Origin of the sequence: Hanstruepera ponticola (assembly GCF_012931685.1) — a bacterium.
Classification (GTDB): Bacteria; Bacteroidota; Bacteroidia; order Flavobacteriales; family Flavobacteriaceae; genus Hanstruepera; species Hanstruepera ponticola.
In genome coordinates this window covers 136,943-153,371 of the sequence record NZ_JABANC010000002.1, presented here as the reverse complement: position 1 = coordinate 153,371, position 16,429 = coordinate 136,943, and the positions used below count along the sequence as shown (strand labels likewise).

The following is a 16,429-nucleotide window of genomic DNA, read 5'->3' as shown; positions in this document are numbered from 1 at the left end:
AGATGATATTACCATCTATGAATCTCATTAAACACTAAAGTCATGAAAAAGCTCATAATAGTATTGGGCGTTATATATAGTACGTTTTCATTTGGTCAAGACACTTTACCTTCAATAGAAAAAAAGGATACAACGCAATTAGATGAGGTTATTTTAATCACACAACGTAAATTAAGTAACTACCGTCAAGAGAAAACATTATCTAGTATAGACGATTATTTAGAAAAATCTAATCGTATTACTATGATTAAACGTGGTAATTATGCTTGGGAGCCCACATTGAGCAACATGACTAGCGAGCGACTGAACGTAACCATTGATGGTATGCAAATATTTGGCGCCTGTACAGATAAAATGGATCCTATTACATCATACGTTGATGTATCTAACTTAAAGAAAGTTACCATTGCATCAGGTCAAGAAGGTACCGAAAATGGGCATTGTGTTGGTGGCGCCATTGATTTGCAACTACCAGAATCTAAATATTATGATTTTGGTTTAAAATCGAGTGTAGATTTGGGTTACGAAACTAATGGTAATTACAGAACCGCTGGATTGGATGTTGAATACTCTGGAAATACCTTTTATTTGAATGCTGATGGTATTTTTAGAAAATCTGACAATTATGATGCTGGAGGTAATCAAGAAGTCTTGTATTCACAATTTCAGAAGTATAATATTTCATTACAAGGCGGTTATAAATTATCAGATAAGCATCAGTTAGATGCTAATGTAATTTATGATAAAGCCACCGACGTTGGTTATCCGGCATTACCAATGGATGTGTCGCTTGCTGAAGCTTTAATAACATCGGTTACACATACATTCAAAAGCGACTCTACGTTTATCAAGAATTGGGAATCTAAACTATATTTCAATACCATAACACATATTATGGATGATTCGCAACGGCCAGATGTACCTATTCGCATGGATATGCCTGGATGGAGCGATACCTATGGCTTTTACAGTAAGGTGAAAATTGAAGAAAACAAACACAATTTATTGTTCAATTTAAACGGATTTTATAATCGTTCTTTAGCTGAAATGACCATGTATCCTAACGATTCTAACCAACCGCTTATGTTTATGTACACATGGCCAGATATTAGAACCTTATATTCGGGTATTTATGCTAAAGATACTTATGCATTAAGTGGAACGTCAACTTTTTCGGCTTCAACTAGATTTGGTTTTCAGAATAATACAATAGGCGAGGAAGTCGGTTTAGAAAGTTTACAAATATTCTATCCAGAATTAACCGATTCTAAAAACCGATTTTTAATGGGCGTTTCAGCTGATTATCAATTAAAAAAAGATAATTATGATTTTGCCTTTGGTTTAGGTTATGGCGAACGCGCACCATCTGTAAGTGAAGGTTATGGTTTTTTCTTATTCAACAGTTTTGATAATTTTGATTATATAGGCAATCCGTATTTAAATAATGAAAAATCAATTGAAACGAATATTAAATTTAATTACTACTTAAAAAACTTTAAAGTAGGTATTGAAAGTTCGTATTTCTATATTATGGATTATATAATTGGTGAAATAGATCCAACATTGAGCCCTATGACTATTGGAGCAACAGGTGTTAAGATTTATACAGGAATAGAACATGCATCTATTTTTGATGTGTATTTAAATACATCATATAATTTTTCCAAAACATTATCATTTAATGGAACAATTGGGTATAATTATGGACAAGGCAGTAATGACGAACCTTTACCAATTATAAGGCCAATTTCATATCTAGCTGAAGTAGCGTATACAACATCAAAATTTAATGCAGCTTTGCAATTAGAAGGTAATGGAAACCAAACGCGTTTTAGTAGTTTTTATGGCGAAGATGAAACACCTGCCTATGGCGTATTGAATTTAAATTTAGGTAATATTGTAAACTTAAAAAGTAATAAAATGGTGTTTAAATATGGTGTTGAAAATATTTTAGATACCTTTTATTCAACATATGCCGACTGGAATAATATACCCAGACAAGGTCGAAATTTTTATGTTAATGCGTCGTTTGTAATTAGGTAAAATAAATATCTTATTTCCAAAATGCGTCAGTCAGATTATCTTGAAACGATTCTGATTGATGCATTTTTTCAATATCTAACATTTGGGCTTCACTAGCCATATTTTGTATTTCAGGAAACAGCACACGTTCTTCAAAACGAATGTGTTTTTCCAATAATACTTCAATAGCTGACAAGGTGTTTGTGGCCTTGTTAGATTCTGTAAATAGCATTTGTAGTTCTCTATGTTGCTCTATAGCTTCATTTACGAGATTATTGGTGTTATCAAGAATAGGGAAGACATGTTTTTCTTCAATTTCAAAATGCGGAATTAAATGTGTTTCGTAAAACCAATTGGCATACTTCCAAATTCTTTCAGACGATATATTCTTTTTAAATCCCATTTTTATCTTCCAGCACAGTAATAGGCCATGATGATGTTCTCTGCTTAAGGGTTGCAAAGCTATATGGCGTTTCTGTGGTTTATGATGTTTCATAGGTTGTTGATTTGATATTGATAATTAAAAAGCTTATGCCTAGTGGGAGTAAAATACTAAATAGAAATAACAATAAATAATAATGCGCAATGATACCTTCGCCTATATAATATCTATATCCTTGAAGGGCAATTAATAATTCGGTCAGCAGAAATCCTAAAATAAATGAATAGACTCCAAACTGCATGGTTTTAGAAAATCTAACAAGGTTGTTCTGTAATATTAGAGCAAATAAAAACCCAGAAATAACACCTAGCATAGTAAGATGAATGAATCCAATTACAAAATTTCGATGTTCGTAAACAACTTGAGAAAATTCAGGTAGTAACGCTGTAAATTGTAATACTATTTTTAATACCAAGCAAGCAATGGCAAACAGAAATAGATTTCGAGTAAGACTTGTTTGTTTTATGAAAAATTTTGATAATTGAGGATTAATCAATTTAAAGAACAGGATTAAAGCTATTATTTGTAGGGTAATACCAATCGTGTTTATCCAAAACAAACTATTATGAGGTGCAAACCATTGTATAGGTAATGCAAGGGTTAGAATGGTTGAGATAATTAACAGAATAAAAAAGTGTTTAAATGCTTTTGAGTTTTTAATCTGTAGTAAGTGAAAGAATATAGCAATAACGCCAATTAAAAACCACCCATTAAATTGAAAATGTAGAAAGAATTGAATGGCTATTTGATAAAATGCTGAAGCTTTACCAAATGTTGAAACTGCTGGACCCAAACACCAAACACCAAGGGTTGAAACCAGCATGAATAGGAGCGAAGCTCTCACTAAAAGTTTGGTGACTTTAGAATCAGATTTAAAGTGCTTCCATATTAAATAAACAAAATAGTAACTACATAGAATATGAAGCGTAGAAAACGTTATTGATATGGCAGCATAACCTTGAAAAGGGAAACTCAACAGCATACCAATAACAGCAAATTCAGTGAGCCAAAATAAGCGATTGTAAGTGGGTTTTTTATCAGGAATAAAGTAATACACATAAAAAGTGTATAACATTAAATACACCCAGCCTAACATAGCAACATGTGAATGTGCATGTGTTAGATATCGATAATTAATGGGTAAATCTCCCAAAAATGAATACCGTAATAACAAACCCATTATTGCGGCAATCAGGAAGTTTAATAAGCTAACTAATACTAGTTTTTTGAGCATGAAATATTTTATAGAAATTTAAAATAGGAATTTTTAAATAAAAATTCCAGAAAGCCTTTAGGTTAACTTTCTGGAATTTAAACAAACAAACTAATTATTAAGTACTACTCACTAAACAACTGTTCCAATTTTATGGCTTGAGGAAACAGTATATTATTTTCTAAATGGATATGTAAATGTAAATCTTGCTCAAACTCATTTAGCATAGCAAACGTAACTCTATACGTGTTACATGCATCTGTAGGCGGATTGTAATTATCGGTTAAGGCTGCTATTTCTCTAAAACGACCACCTTCATTATCATGTTCCTCTTTCATCAAGGCAATAGGGTTTTCGACCGTACCAAAATGTGGTGCTTCAATAGCTTTTCCGTCTAAAGTTGCGTTAACCATTTTTTTGATATATGGAAAAAGAATGAGTTCTTCTTTTTTCATGTGAGCTGCCAAATCACCAGCTGAACCAGTAAACAATTCATTAATTTTAAATAATTCTGGATGACGCTCACCATGAACACGACACAGTTTGTTTAAAAACTGACGAATTACAGGAATTTTTTCTTCAACATAGCGATGATGTTTTTTCTCTATATAATCAATTAACAAATCTAAAGGCCACGATTTGTAGTCTATGGCTTGGTTGCCTTTATTATTTAAAACAGCATTAAGTTCATCGAGCAATTGGTTACTGTCTATATCCTTTTTTTGGCAAGCTTCATCTAGGGTTCTGCCACCATTACAGCAAAAGTCAATTTTGTATTTCGAGAATACAGCAGCCGTTCTATAATCTTCTGCAACATATTCACCAATTTGTTTTTGAGTATTTTTTTCTAATGTTTCCATATTGTTTTTATTTCGGATAAAAATATCCTATTTAATATTAATTTTTTTTAGACTTTTAAAAACGAAGCACCAGATTTAATATCAAGGGCTAGTTCCTCTAATGTTGTATGTTCTAACATAAACTGTAAATTGTTACGAATACTTTTAAATTTGTCATGAACAGGACAAGGATGGTTTTCATCACATTTTTCAAGGCCTAATCCACAACCTCTATAAATTTTATCACCATCAATGGCATTTACAATTTGAGCTAGTTTAATTTTATTTATCTGATTTTTATCAATCTCAAAACCACCGTAAGCTCCTTTAACAGAATTAATGACATCGTGCTTTACAAGCGCTTGTAATATTTTTGCTGTAAATGCTTGTGGGGAATTTATCTCTTCGGCAATTTCCTTAGGAGTAACACGCTTTCCTTCAGATGAGCTGATGGCTATAAATATAGATGCTTTAATACCGTATTCACAAGCTTTGGAAAACATACGTTAGTAATTTAATACAAATTTAATGTAAAATTTAATTCGGACAAAATTATCTTAAATAAAATATTTAATGACATTCAATAATTCCATCGGCTGTTTCAACAATTGGAGCAGGAGAGAGGTAAGGTATGCCTAAACCTAGTCCTCTAATTATAAATAGCAATCCAATAATTACAACAAACACTGGAATAGCTTTCTGAATGCGTTGTTTGACAGTTACATTTAAAAACTTCCCCAAGTAAATAGCAACGGTCATTAAAGGGATTGTTCCTAAACCAAACAGAGTCATATATAAAGCGCCATAAGTAGCACTTTGCATAGCTAAAGAGGCAAAAACTGCCATATAAACTAAACCGCAAGGTAAAAAGCCATTTAAAAAGCCAATAGTTAAAAAAGTATCAGCAGTTTTTCTTTTTAAAGCTTTTCCCAAACCAGATTTTACTTTGCTAATTAATTTATAGATAGGTTTTGAAAAATTATATTTATTAAAAGTTTTTGCAGGTATAAGTATTATTACAATCATAACTATTCCAATGGCAATAGATAATTGTTGTTGTAAACCAAACAAATAAAGACTTTTTCCAACTAACCCAAAAACAAGTCCAATAAGTGAGTAAGCAAATAAACGACCAATGTGGTATGCAAAAATTTGAGTTGTTTTTTTGAATGAATTACTGCGATCAACAGGTAACATAAAGGCAATAGGACCACACATGCCAACACAGTGAAAGCTACCTAATAAACCCAATATAATTGCAGACCATAGCATTTAGTATATTATTTCTTTTTTGTAGAGATATGATTTTCCGTTATATTGCCAATCAACTTTAATGTTCCAACGACCATCTAACAAACGCTTGTCAGGTATGAGCAAATTGTGGTTTGACAAAGAAATGTCCGTTTCAAAGTCAAATTGTTTATTAGATGGTCTATATAGGAACACGTTTCCTGTTATGCTATTAATCTCCAGGGATTCAGGAAATGTTATTACGATACCTTCATTGGTTTTCTTCCAAGTTAAATTTTTGGTTAATGATTTAGAATTGTTTTCTTTATCAATATCATTTTGAAACTCTAATTCCTGTTTATAGTAATCTTCCGTTACTAAATCATGATCTAATGCTTTATCTGTATTCATGCTAATCACAAAATACATGATGAAAGAAATAAACCCTACAAAAGCAATCACAATACCTGTTCCCCAATTAAATTTCATAACACTTGTCTTAATTATAACTTCTAGGCCCTAAAAAGTTTACACTTGTAGTTTCAATTAATTCATCACCACTGTAAACTTCAATTATTAATTTATTCTTATCACCAGTCAAATCTTTTTTATCAATTTCAATAAACAATGTTCCTTCGGCTAGTCCTTCTTCAGGAATAATGATATTATCACTATTGGAAACAACTTTGATTTCGCCATCATATTTTCGCAGTTTAAAACTCACGTTGTTTATTTCATGTACTGTTTTGTTCACTAATTTATAGGTAAATACATTGCTGATTATGTCACCTTCCTTGTGCTCATATAGTTGTCCAGGTAGCCTTAAAACTCTGGCTTCAACATCATTTCTAATCATCAACATACCAATTAAAACACCAATTAAAATGATAAGAACAGCGATGTACCCTTTCATCCTAGCTGTGAGCTTAAATTTTTCTTTCTTTTCTATTTCGTTTTCACTCGCATAACGTATTAAACCTTTAGGAAGGTTGATGCTTTCCATAATATGGTCACATTCATCAATACAGGCAGTACAGTTTACGCATTCTAATTGTGTTCCATTTCTTATATCAATACCAGTAGGGCAAACATGTACACATTGTAAACAATCAATACAATCGCCATGACCTAAAGCTTCCCGATCTTCATTTTTTCTAAACTTTTTTCGACCGTTTTCACCTTCACCACGTTTATGATCGTAGGCGACAACAATTGATTTGTTATCTAAAAGAACACCTTGCAAGCGACCATATGGACAGGCAATTATACATACTTGTTCCCTAAACCAGGCGAATACAAAATAGAAAACTGCTGTAAATATGATTAATGGGAACAAGGTGCCTAAATGTGCTGTTGGCCCATCAATAACATACTTAATGAGTTTATCACTTCCTATCAAGTACGCTAAAAAAACATTGGCTATTAAAAACGAGATAATTAAAAACAGGAACCACTTTAGTAAGCGCTTTCTAATTTTTTCAGCATCCCATTTTTGTCTATCTAGTTTTCGTTGTTTATTTCTATCACCATCAATCCAGTATTCTATGCGTCTAAAGACCATTTCCATAAAAATGGTTTGTGGACAAATCCAACCACAAAAAACTCTTCCAAATCCAACCGTAAAAAATGTAATAAATACGACACCTATAATCATAGAGATTACAAACAGGTGGAAATCTTGTGGCCAAAACGGAAACCCAAAAATATTAAACCGTCGTTCTAATACATTAAACAACAGAAATTGATTACCATTAACTTTTACAAAAGGCGCGGCAAACAGAAAAACTAATAATAAATAGCTAACTATTTTACGTTTTTCGTAATAGCGTCCGCTGGGCTTTTTCGGATATACCCAAGCGCGTTTTCCGTCTTCGTTAATGGTACCTATCGAATCTCTAAACGATTCGTTTTCTGGAGCTTCCACGGTTTTTTTACAAGATTATATTAATTTTCTATTGTAATAATTGAATCTGTTTTTACTTCCATGGCTTCAGTAGGTATGTCTTCAACGGGTGCATTTTCATCTACCCAAATTTCGCCTTCAGCTTCTTTTGGTTTTGCCGGTGTGGTACCTTCGAATTGTAAGACATAACTAGAAACTTGAGCAATTTCTGATGGTTTTAAACTTTGTTTCCAAGCAATCATACCTTTTCCATTTCTACCACCTTCTGACACGGTTTTGAAAACATTTTTTATACCACCACCTAAAATCCAGTACTTATCGGTTAGGTTAGGACCAATACCACCACCTCCATCTGCCATATGACAGGCCACACAGTTTTCTTCAAAAATAACTTGGCCAGCTTTAATATCAGCAGCATCTGTTAAAACAGTAACGGTATTAATGTCAACAAGGTCTTTTGCTGTTCTCCTATATTCTTCTATTTCAATCTCTGCTTGAGCATATTTAGCCTCTAATTCTTCATATTGATTTGGACCATTAAAAACATGATATCTAATTAAATAGATAGCACCAAATATTATGGAAGCATAAAAGCCATATAACCACCAAGGTGGTAAATCGTTATCCAATTCTCTAATACCATCATAGTTGTGATCTAAAATAATTTCATGTTCTTCTTCAACAGGTTTTTGCCCTAATAGTTTCTTGTAAGTATTCTGAATCCAGATAATAACTTTTGGTGTACTTGATTTTCTAGCATCGTATCGTGCTTTAGCTTTAGCATCCAGGCTTTGATATAAAATGTTATCCATAGAACTTACTATGGCTTCTACTGCAACTAGTATGAGCAAAACCAAAACTAGGAAAAGCATAATTACAGGTTGCTCCATGAATGCAGGTTTTTCTCCTGATTCAATAAAATATTCTACTAGTCCATAGATTATAAAAAATACTACTGGAACTCTTATCCAAGATGGGATATATTGTCTCATAGTTTTGTTTGGTTTTGGTTATCTAAAGGGATATTGCTTACAGTCTTGATATAGTCTTTTTTTGCGGTAAAAACCCACCAAAAAAGGACTACAAAAAAAATGAAAAATATAAGTAAGGAGATGATAGGGTATATTTCAATACCAGTAATACTCTCCATATGATTTTTTACAAATTTTAGCATAATTCTAGTTTTGAGTGGTTGTTTCTTCTAAATCGGTTACTTTAATATCAGTTCCTAATCGTTGTAAATATGCAATAAGTGCTACTATTTCACGATTTCGCATTTCAACAAAGTCAGCTCCTCCTGATTGTTTGTCAGCCTCATATGTTTCGGCAAAATCAGGGTCAGCATACAAGTTCTTTTCTATTTGAGTTCCTTGTTCCAACATGGCTTCTTGTGCATTGACTATGTCTTCATCACTATAAGGAACACCTAGCTTGACCATAGCGTTCATTTTAGCTTCGGTTTGTGATTTATCCAGTTCATTATGAACAAGCCACTGGTAAGCTGGCATGATAGAACCAGAAGAGGTACTTTGTGGATCGTACATATGGTTTAAATGCCAGTTATCTGAATACTTACCGCCTATACGGTGTAGGTCAGGTCCTGTACGTTTACTTCCCCAAAGGAAAGGGTGGTCATAAACATATTCACCAGCTTTTGAGTATTCACCATATCGTTCAACTTCACTTCTAAAGGGCCTAATCATTTGTGAGTGACAACCTACACAACCTTCTCTAATGTAAATGTCACGCCCTTCTAATTCCAATGGTGTATAAGGTTGAACACTACTAATAGTTGGAATATTGGATTTTACCATAATAGTTGGAACAATCTGTACAATACCACCAATTAATATAGCAATAGTGGCCCAAATGGTCAATCTTATTGGTTTACGTTCTAACCAAGTATGCCAACCTTCACCAGCTACTCGGTGTTTTGACACGCGTTGTAGTGCAGGTGCTTCGGCTAATTCATCAGTAACTTTACTACCTGATTTTATAGTTACAATTACATTATAAATCATGATAAGCATTCCTGTAATGAATAGGGTACCACCTATAGCACGCATCCAATACATAGGAATGATTTCAGAAACAGTTTCTAAAAAGTTTCCATAAACCAATGTACCATCGGGATTGAATTGTTTCCACATACTTGCTTGGGTGAAACCAGCTACATACATTGGTAACGCATATATGATTATTCCCAAAGTTCCTATCCAGAAATGCAAATTAGCCAGACCTATTGAGAATAATTTTGTTTTGAAAAGTCTTGGTATTAAATAGTATATCATACCAAAGGTTAGGAAACCGTTCCAAGCCAACGCTCCAACATGAACATGCGCAATAATCCAATCGGTAAAGTGTCCAATGGCATTTACATTTTTAAGTGAAAGCATAGGGCCTTCAAAGGTTGCCATACCATATCCAGTAATGGCCACAACCATAAATTTTAAAACAGGATCAGTTCGTACTTTATCCCAGGCACCACGTAATGTTAATAATCCGTTTATCATACCACCCCAAGATGGCATCAATAACATAACAGAAAAGGCGACACCTAAATTTTGAGCCCATTCAGGTAAGGCTGTATATAATAGGTGGTGAGGTCCTGCCCAGATGTAAATAAAAATAAGTGACCAGAAGTGAACAATAGATAATCTGTAAGAGTAAACAGGTCTGTTAGCCGCTTTAGGAACAAAATAATACATCAATCCTAAAAAGGGTGTGGTCAGGAAAAATGCAACAGCATTGTGTCCGTACCACCATTGTACTAGTGCATCTTGAACACCTGCATAAACCGAGTAACTTTTCAAGGCGCTTACAGGCATTTCTAAACTATTGAAAATATGCAGTACTGCAACCGTTACAAAAGTTGCTATATAAAACCAAAGTGCTACGTAAAGGTGACGTTGTCTACGTTTTAAAATGGTAGCAATTAAATTCCACCCGAAAACAACCCAAACTAATGCAATAGCAATATCAAAAGGCCATTCTAATTCGGCATACTCTTTTGAAGTTGTGTAACCTAATGGTAAGGTGATAGCAGCACCAACAATAATAAGTTGCCATCCCCAAAAATTAATTTTACTTAATAGGTCACTTGCCATTCTGGCTTTCAATAAGCGTTGCGAGGAATAATAAACACCGGCAAAAATGGCATTTCCAACAAAGGCAAAAATTACAGCATTCGTATGCAAGGGTCTTAAACGACCAAAACTTAACCATGAAATACCATCGGTTAAATTGGGGAATAAAAACATGAATGCTAGTAATAAACCTACCAGCATACCTACAACTCCCCAAAGCATTGTAGCATATAGGAAATTTTTAACGATTTTGTTATCGTAATGAAATTGTTGTACTTCCATAATAATTAATTAGTCTTTTTGGTTTTAACAGTTGGATTTTTTTGATCTTTTATAATTTCATCTTCAAAAAGCATACGTACTGAAGGTGTATAACTATCATCATACTGCCCATTTTTGACAGCATAAATGAAAGCGATAAAGAAAATTATAGCAACTACTATGCTAATACTCAATAAAATATATATAACACCCATACCTATTTGAAGTTATTTGTCAAAAATATTATTAAAAGATACTTAAAAATATGATATAAGTCATGTTTCATATTATTTGTAATTATTCTAGTTTTCTTCCTATTATATTAGTTGCAATAGTTGTAAACACCACAATACTTATAGAACTTAAAGGCATTAAAATAGCTGCTACAACTGGAGCTAGCTGACCTGTAACTGCAAAATAGAGTCCGACAATGTTGTAAATAAAAGACAACACAAAACTCCATTTGATGATTTTTATAGCATTTTTAGAAGCTTTTAAAAACTTAACTAATTGATTGATTTTTGAAGCATCTAAAATAGCATCACAAGCTGGTGAAAATACATTGACATTTTCAGAAATAGCAATTCCTACATTACTTTGGGCTAATGCTCCAGCATCGTTTAAGCCATCACCAACCATAAGCACTTTAGCACCTTCAGATTGATGATATTTAATGTATTCTAATTTATCATCAGGTTTTTGATTAAATATCAATTTTGTTTTGGAAGGCAAAAGTTTTTTTAAGTTTTCCAGTTCTCCTTCATTATCTCCTGAAAGAATCACCAAGTCATAGTTTTTTTTCAGTTTGTTAAATAGTTTTGAAATACCTTTTCTATAACTATTGTAAAACGTGAATTTTCCTTTGTATTGACTATTTGCACTTATATGAACTGCAGTATTAAGCAAAGCTGTTTCATTTGCTCCAACAAAACTGGCCGAACCTATTTTAATGGAGTTTTGCTCATAAGACGCTTCAATACCCTGACCTAAATGCTCTTCAAAGTGATTTAAGGAAATGATATCTTGTTCATCTAGAATATCATAAAGTGTTCTACTTAAGGGATGGTTTGAGCCACGTAGTGTGTTCTTCAGAAGTGTTTCTTCAGAACCAGTAAGTGCTTTCCCCTCATAGCTAGCTGTACTTTTTTGATTGGAGGTAATTGTTCCAGTCTTATCAAAAATAACCGTATTTATACTGGCTAATTGCTCCATAATTGAAGCATTTTTAACATAGAACTTTAATTTCCCGAAAATACGCAGTAAATTTCCGTAAGTGAAAGGTGCTGAAAGTGCAATGGCACAGGGACAAGCAATAATTAATACAGCGGTAAATACATTCATAGCTTTTGACGAATCTACAACCAACCAATAGCTTGTGGCTAAAATGGCAATACTTAAAACAGCAATAGTAAATCGTTTACTAATAGCATTTGTTAAAGTAGTAAACCCATCATCCTTATTTTTACTGAAAACATCGTTACTCCATAATTGCGTAAGGTAACTTTGCTCAACAGATTTTAAGGCTTCCATTTCAATAACTCCAGATGTTTGTTTGCCACCAGCAAAAAGTTTGTCGCCAGATTGTTTTGAAACCGTTTCAGACTCTCCAGTCACAAAACTGTAATCAATGCGTGCTTTACCATTTATTAAAATACCATCAACAGGAATAAGTTCCTCATTTCTTATAAGTAATCTGTCACCTTTTTTAATGTCATAAACTTGAATAGGTGTTTCTTTTCCTTCAAAAATTTTGGTCACAGCAATAGGAAAGTAGGATTTGTAATCCCTTTCAAATGATAAAAAAGAATATGTTTTTTGTTGAAAAAACTTTCCTAGTAATAAAAAGAAGACTAATCCAGTTAAGCTGTCAAAAAAGCCAGAGCCTAGATCAAAGATTATTTCAACTGTACTTCGTATAAAAAGCACAGCTAAGCCGAGAGCTATTGGTACGTCAATGTTTAATAATTTGGAACGTAAGCCTTTGTAAGCTGAAATGAAATAATCTTGTCCAGCATAAAATACTACTGGTAATGAAAAGAAAAACATGAGCCAGCGAAATAGATGCTTATATTTTTCCAGCCAAAACTCACCTACTTCAAAATATTCTGGAAACGATAGAAACATAACATTACCAAAGGCAAAACCGGCTATACCCAATTTGTAAATTAAGGTTCTGTTTATATGCTGATTACCTGTTTTAAAATCGTCTAGTGATATATAAGGCTCATAGCCAATGGAACTCAATAATAAAACAACTTCTTTGAGTGATGCTTGTTTTGAATTGTAAGTTACACGTACATTTTTTTTACCAAAATTCACTTGAGATGAACTAATATTGGGATTTAGTTTGGTTAGGTTTTCCAAAATCCAAATACAAGAACTACAATGGATATGTGGAATATATAACGTAACAATTTGAATGTTACCATCATTGAATTCAGTAAGTTTTTCAATTATATTTTCTTGAGAAAGAAAATCATATTTTCCCGCTATTTCCTTTGGAACAGCCCCTGGAGCATTTTGTAAATCGTAATAGCAAGTTAAATCGTTTTCTTGAAATATTTCAAAAACTGTTTTACAACCATTGCAACAAAAAGATTTATCGTTGTAAGTTATTAGTTCTGAAATACATATATCACCACAATGGAAACAAGAAGCCTTGCTCATAATAATTTGCTCAATTTACCTATTACAAAAGTCACAAAACATGTGTCAACAATATATGATTTTTGTCATGTTTTGCCTAAATTTACAAAACATTTAATATGGGTATGAGTAAATGTGAACAATGTATTATTAAGCAATTTAACTCTTTAAAGGCATTAACAAAGGATGAATTATTGCGCATCTCTGGATGTAAAACATCTAAAGTCATAAAAAAAGGTGAAGTCATCTTTGAAGAAGGCGATATGCTTAATGGTGTATTCTGTGTTAAAGATGGTATTTGTAAACTTTCGAAATTAAGTGCCAACGGAAAGGATCAAATTGTCAAGCTTGTTGTGAAAGGCGATTTGCTGGGTCAACGTTCGTTGATTGGTGACGAATCAGCCAATTTGAGTGCTGTGGCATTAAATGATATGGAAGTCTGTTTTATTCCCAAAAGTGAAATTATGTCTGATCTCCAAAATAATTCGAACTTCTCAATGGATGTTTTGCAGCAGATGGCACATGACTTAAAGGAAAGTGACAATGTGATTGTTAATATGGCACAAAAGTCTGTAAAACAACGATTAGCAGAATCCTTATTATACATATACGAACATTTTGGGAATAATGATGACGGGTATTTGAGCGTTGTTTTGTCTAGAGAGGATTATGCTAATATTGTTGGAACTGCTACAGAATCTGCAATCAGAATATTGTCTCAACTAAAAAAAGAAGGTTTGATAACTACTTCTGGTAAGCAGATTAAAATTGAAGATGTTAATGGTCTTAAACGTATAGAATAAAAAAACGCTCCCAAATCTGGAAGCGTTTTAACTTATCTATTATTTAGCTTCAATTTCTGTATTTGGAATTTCACCATCGACAAGCTTGTCAACTTCTTTTAAATACGTATCTAAAAATTTCAGAATACTACTATAAGCTTCAATTTGATTTTCTTTTTTAACGAATCCATGACCTTCATCTTCAAATAAAACATATTCTACAGGAACGCCATTTGCTTTTACTCCAGCGACTATTTCATCAGATTCTACTTGTAAAACTCTTGGATCTTGTGCACCTTGTAATACAATTAATGGTTTTTTGACTTTATCAGTATGAAATAAAGGGGAAATTTTCTTTAACCTAACAGAGTCAGCTGAATAAGGATCACCTAATTCTAGATATAGTGATTCTCTAAACGATTCCCAGTAAGGTGGAATACTTTTTAAAGTGCGCAACCAGTTTGTTACTCCAAAAATATTGACACCTACATCAAACTCTTCAGGTGTATAAGTCAATGCAGCCATAGTCATATAACCACCATAAGAGCCGCCAATAATACCAATTTTATCACCATTAATTTCAGGTTGTTTGGCCAACCAGTTTTTACCTTCTACACAATCTTGTAAATCCTTTTCACCATGGTTCAAATCATCCATTTTATAAAAGGTTTTGCCATAACCGCTACTACCACGATTATTGACAGCTAAAACAGCATAACCATGGTTAACCATGTATTGTATCAAAGAACTAAAATTTTGTCTAGTTTGACCACCAGGACCACCATGTACCCAAACCATGGCTGGTACTTTGTTGTTTTCAGAAGCCTGTTTTGGTAAATAATAGATTGCAGGAATTTCCACACCATCAAACGATTTATATCGCACAACTTTTGCAGATACCAAATCATCTGCGTTAATTTCATCATTTAATACATTAGAGAGTTTGTATTGCTCTTTAGTTTTCATATTGTATGTATATAAGTCCGAAGGCGTATTAGATCCGCCTACATACATGCGCATCCAGTTTTCATCATCAGAAAAACTAACACTGGTTATGCTTTTATCGCCAAAGTTTGGTAAATCAATTGGTTGCATAGTTGCAGCATCAAGAACTTCAATGGCATTTTTGCCATCTTCATTTACAAATATGGTCATGTAATTACCGTTATCAGTGAAGCTAGCACCTAAAATATCCCATTTTTTTTCTAATACTTTAGATTTCTCACCTGTTTCAATATTATAAGCCATTAAATAGGCAAATTCAGCGCCATCATCTGTAGTGTAATACACTGTTTTATTATCCACAGAAAAATCTTCAAAAGAGTTACCACTTAAAGTGCTGTTAATTTTAGTTTTTTCATTTGTATCTCGATTAACTAAAAAAATATCACTGTCGTTTGTATTCAAGGATTTTGACAAGGTAATGTATTTTTCATTTCGAGAAATACCATTTAAATCTAGGCCATCATTATTTTGATAAAATAGTTTAGATGAAAAATCTGTTATGTCCATTTCATATACATCAAAATACCGTGGATCTCTTTTGTTTGAACCATAATAAAATGTTGATTTGTCGTCAGACCAGCCATAAAAATTTGATTTGGCACCTTTAAATGGTGTTAAATCTGTAATATTTCCATTAGGTTCTCTTAAATAAATATGGTCCAACTCGTCACCATTACCATCAGACGAAAATAAAATACGTTCATCATTAGGAAAGTATGAAATAGCAAAAATAGATGAACTATCTGATTGAGTTAGTGGTTTAAATTCACCTCCTTTGGTTGGTACTTCATATAAGTTAAAAATACCAGATTTGTTACTGTGCACCAGTAACTTTGAATTATCAGGTGCAAAACTACCATTACCCACAGATTCATTATCCATAAACTGTTCTATGGTATATTGTTGAATGTCAGGTGTTTTTTCTGCAACTGGTTCTTGTTTATCTTCCTTGCAGGATAAGAAAGCGCCAATTAAGCAAAGTACTAAAAGTTTTTTCATT

At 32.9% G+C, this 16,429-nt stretch carries 15 protein-coding genes; 2 read left to right on the top strand and 13 right to left on the bottom strand.

Features of this window, described 5'->3' with window-relative positions:
* Positions 1–42: 42 nt before the first annotated feature.
* Entirely contained in the window at positions 43–2,043 is a 2,001-nt protein-coding gene (locus HGK31_RS06465; RefSeq protein WP_191859024.1) for a TonB-copper family protein, read from the top strand.
* Positions 2,044–2,053: 10 nt separating this feature from the next.
* Here HGK31_RS06465 and HGK31_RS06460 read toward each other — a convergent pair whose 3' ends face one another.
* From HGK31_RS06460 to HGK31_RS06410, 12 genes are all read right to left on the bottom strand, one after another.
* Positions 2,054–2,518 (bottom strand): hemerythrin domain-containing protein, encoded by a 465-nt coding sequence (locus tag HGK31_RS06460; RefSeq protein WP_191859023.1) that lies wholly within the window; start codon positions 2,516–2,518, stop codon positions 2,054–2,056.
* A complete protein-coding gene (locus tag HGK31_RS06455) occupies positions 2,505–3,698 on the bottom strand; it encodes a hypothetical protein (RefSeq protein WP_191859022.1) in 1,194 nt (397 codons plus the stop codon). The genes HGK31_RS06460 and HGK31_RS06455 overlap by 14 nt, the downstream gene beginning before the upstream one ends.
* A 104-nt stretch (positions 3,699–3,802) precedes the next feature.
* On the bottom strand, positions 3,803–4,537 hold the full coding sequence (gene ric, locus HGK31_RS06450) for an iron-sulfur cluster repair di-iron protein (protein ID WP_191859021.1): 735 nt from the start codon (positions 4,535–4,537) through the stop codon (positions 3,803–3,805).
* 47 nt (positions 4,538–4,584) lie between these two features.
* Positions 4,585–5,019: an RrF2 family transcriptional regulator gene (locus HGK31_RS06445; protein WP_191859020.1), complete on the bottom strand. Its 435-nt coding sequence runs from the start codon at positions 5,017–5,019 to the stop codon at positions 4,585–4,587.
* Between the two features lie 67 nt (positions 5,020–5,086).
* On the bottom strand, positions 5,087–5,788 hold the full coding sequence (locus HGK31_RS06440; protein WP_191859019.1) for a sulfite exporter TauE/SafE family protein: 702 nt from the start codon (positions 5,786–5,788) through the stop codon (positions 5,087–5,089).
* Entirely contained in the window at positions 5,789–6,235 is a 447-nt protein-coding gene (locus HGK31_RS06435; protein WP_191859018.1) for a FixH family protein, read from the bottom strand.
* Positions 6,236–6,245: 10 nt separating this feature from the next.
* Positions 6,246–7,670: a cytochrome c oxidase accessory protein CcoG gene (gene ccoG / locus HGK31_RS06430; RefSeq protein ID WP_191859017.1), complete on the bottom strand. Its 1,425-nt coding sequence runs from the start codon at positions 7,668–7,670 to the stop codon at positions 6,246–6,248.
* Positions 7,671–7,690: 20 nt separating this feature from the next.
* Positions 7,691–8,641: a cbb3-type cytochrome c oxidase N-terminal domain-containing protein gene (locus HGK31_RS06425; protein WP_191859016.1), complete on the bottom strand. Its 951-nt coding sequence runs from the start codon at positions 8,639–8,641 to the stop codon at positions 7,691–7,693.
* Positions 8,638–8,823 (bottom strand): CcoQ/FixQ family Cbb3-type cytochrome c oxidase assembly chaperone, encoded by a 186-nt coding sequence (locus tag HGK31_RS14665; RefSeq protein ID WP_104734131.1) that lies wholly within the window; start codon positions 8,821–8,823, stop codon positions 8,638–8,640. Before HGK31_RS14665 ends, HGK31_RS06425 begins: the two co-directional genes overlap by 4 nt.
* 4 nt (positions 8,824–8,827) lie before the next feature.
* Complete coding sequence (gene ccoN / locus HGK31_RS06420; protein ID WP_191859015.1) at positions 8,828–11,017, bottom strand: cytochrome-c oxidase, cbb3-type subunit I; 2,190 nt, start codon at positions 11,015–11,017, stop codon at positions 8,828–8,830.
* Between the two features lie 5 nt (positions 11,018–11,022).
* On the bottom strand, positions 11,023–11,211 hold the full coding sequence (gene ccoS, locus HGK31_RS06415) for a cbb3-type cytochrome oxidase assembly protein CcoS (protein ID WP_104734129.1): 189 nt from the start codon (positions 11,209–11,211) through the stop codon (positions 11,023–11,025).
* Between the two features lie 82 nt (positions 11,212–11,293).
* Positions 11,294–13,663 (bottom strand): heavy metal translocating P-type ATPase, encoded by a 2,370-nt coding sequence (locus HGK31_RS06410; protein ID WP_191859014.1) that lies wholly within the window; start codon positions 13,661–13,663, stop codon positions 11,294–11,296.
* Positions 13,664–13,767: 104 nt separating this feature from the next.
* Here HGK31_RS06410 and HGK31_RS06405 point away from each other — a divergent pair, with 104 nt between their 5' ends.
* A complete protein-coding gene (locus HGK31_RS06405) occupies positions 13,768–14,445 on the top strand; it encodes a Crp/Fnr family transcriptional regulator (protein ID WP_191859013.1) in 678 nt (225 codons plus the stop codon).
* A 39-nt stretch (positions 14,446–14,484) separates the two neighbouring features.
* On the opposite strand, the gene HGK31_RS06400 is transcribed toward HGK31_RS06405, so the two are convergent.
* Positions 14,485–16,428 (bottom strand): S9 family peptidase, encoded by a 1,944-nt coding sequence (locus HGK31_RS06400; RefSeq protein ID WP_191859012.1) that lies wholly within the window; start codon positions 16,426–16,428, stop codon positions 14,485–14,487.
* Position 16,429 lies beyond the last annotated feature (1 nt).

Excerpts from the sequence above, each read along its gene's own strand:
- HGK31_RS06465 (WP_191859024.1), top strand. The coding sequence starts at position 43 with ATGAAAAAGCTCATAATAGTATTGGGCGTTATATATAGTACGTTTTCA.
- HGK31_RS06460 (WP_191859023.1), bottom strand. The coding sequence starts at position 2,518 with ATGAAACATCATAAACCACAGAAACGCCATATAGCTTTGCAACCCTTA.
- HGK31_RS06455 (WP_191859022.1), bottom strand. The coding sequence starts at position 3,698 with ATGCTCAAAAAACTAGTATTAGTTAGCTTATTAAACTTCCTGATTGCC.
- ric (WP_191859021.1), bottom strand. The coding sequence starts at position 4,537 with ATGGAAACATTAGAAAAAAATACTCAAAAACAAATTGGTGAATATGTT.
- HGK31_RS06445 (WP_191859020.1), bottom strand. The coding sequence starts at position 5,019 with ATGTTTTCCAAAGCTTGTGAATACGGTATTAAAGCATCTATATTTATA.
- HGK31_RS06440 (WP_191859019.1), bottom strand. The coding sequence starts at position 5,788 with ATGCTATGGTCTGCAATTATATTGGGTTTATTAGGTAGCTTTCACTGT.
- HGK31_RS06435 (WP_191859018.1), bottom strand. The coding sequence starts at position 6,235 with ATGAAATTTAATTGGGGAACAGGTATTGTGATTGCTTTTGTAGGGTTT.
- HGK31_RS06425 (WP_191859016.1), bottom strand. The coding sequence starts at position 8,641 with ATGAGACAATATATCCCATCTTGGATAAGAGTTCCAGTAGTATTTTTT.
- HGK31_RS14665 (WP_104734131.1), bottom strand. The coding sequence starts at position 8,823 with ATGCTAAAATTTGTAAAAAATCATATGGAGAGTATTACTGGTATTGAA.
- ccoN (WP_191859015.1), bottom strand. The coding sequence starts at position 11,017 with ATGGAAGTACAACAATTTCATTACGATAACAAAATCGTTAAAAATTTC.
- ccoS (WP_104734129.1), bottom strand. The coding sequence starts at position 11,211 with ATGGGTGTTATATATATTTTATTGAGTATTAGCATAGTAGTTGCTATA.
- HGK31_RS06410 (WP_191859014.1), bottom strand. The coding sequence starts at position 13,663 with ATGAGCAAGGCTTCTTGTTTCCATTGTGGTGATATATGTATTTCAGAA.
- HGK31_RS06405 (WP_191859013.1), top strand. The coding sequence starts at position 13,768 with ATGAGTAAATGTGAACAATGTATTATTAAGCAATTTAACTCTTTAAAG.
- HGK31_RS06400 (WP_191859012.1), bottom strand. The coding sequence starts at position 16,428 with ATGAAAAAACTTTTAGTACTTTGCTTAATTGGCGCTTTCTTATCCTGC.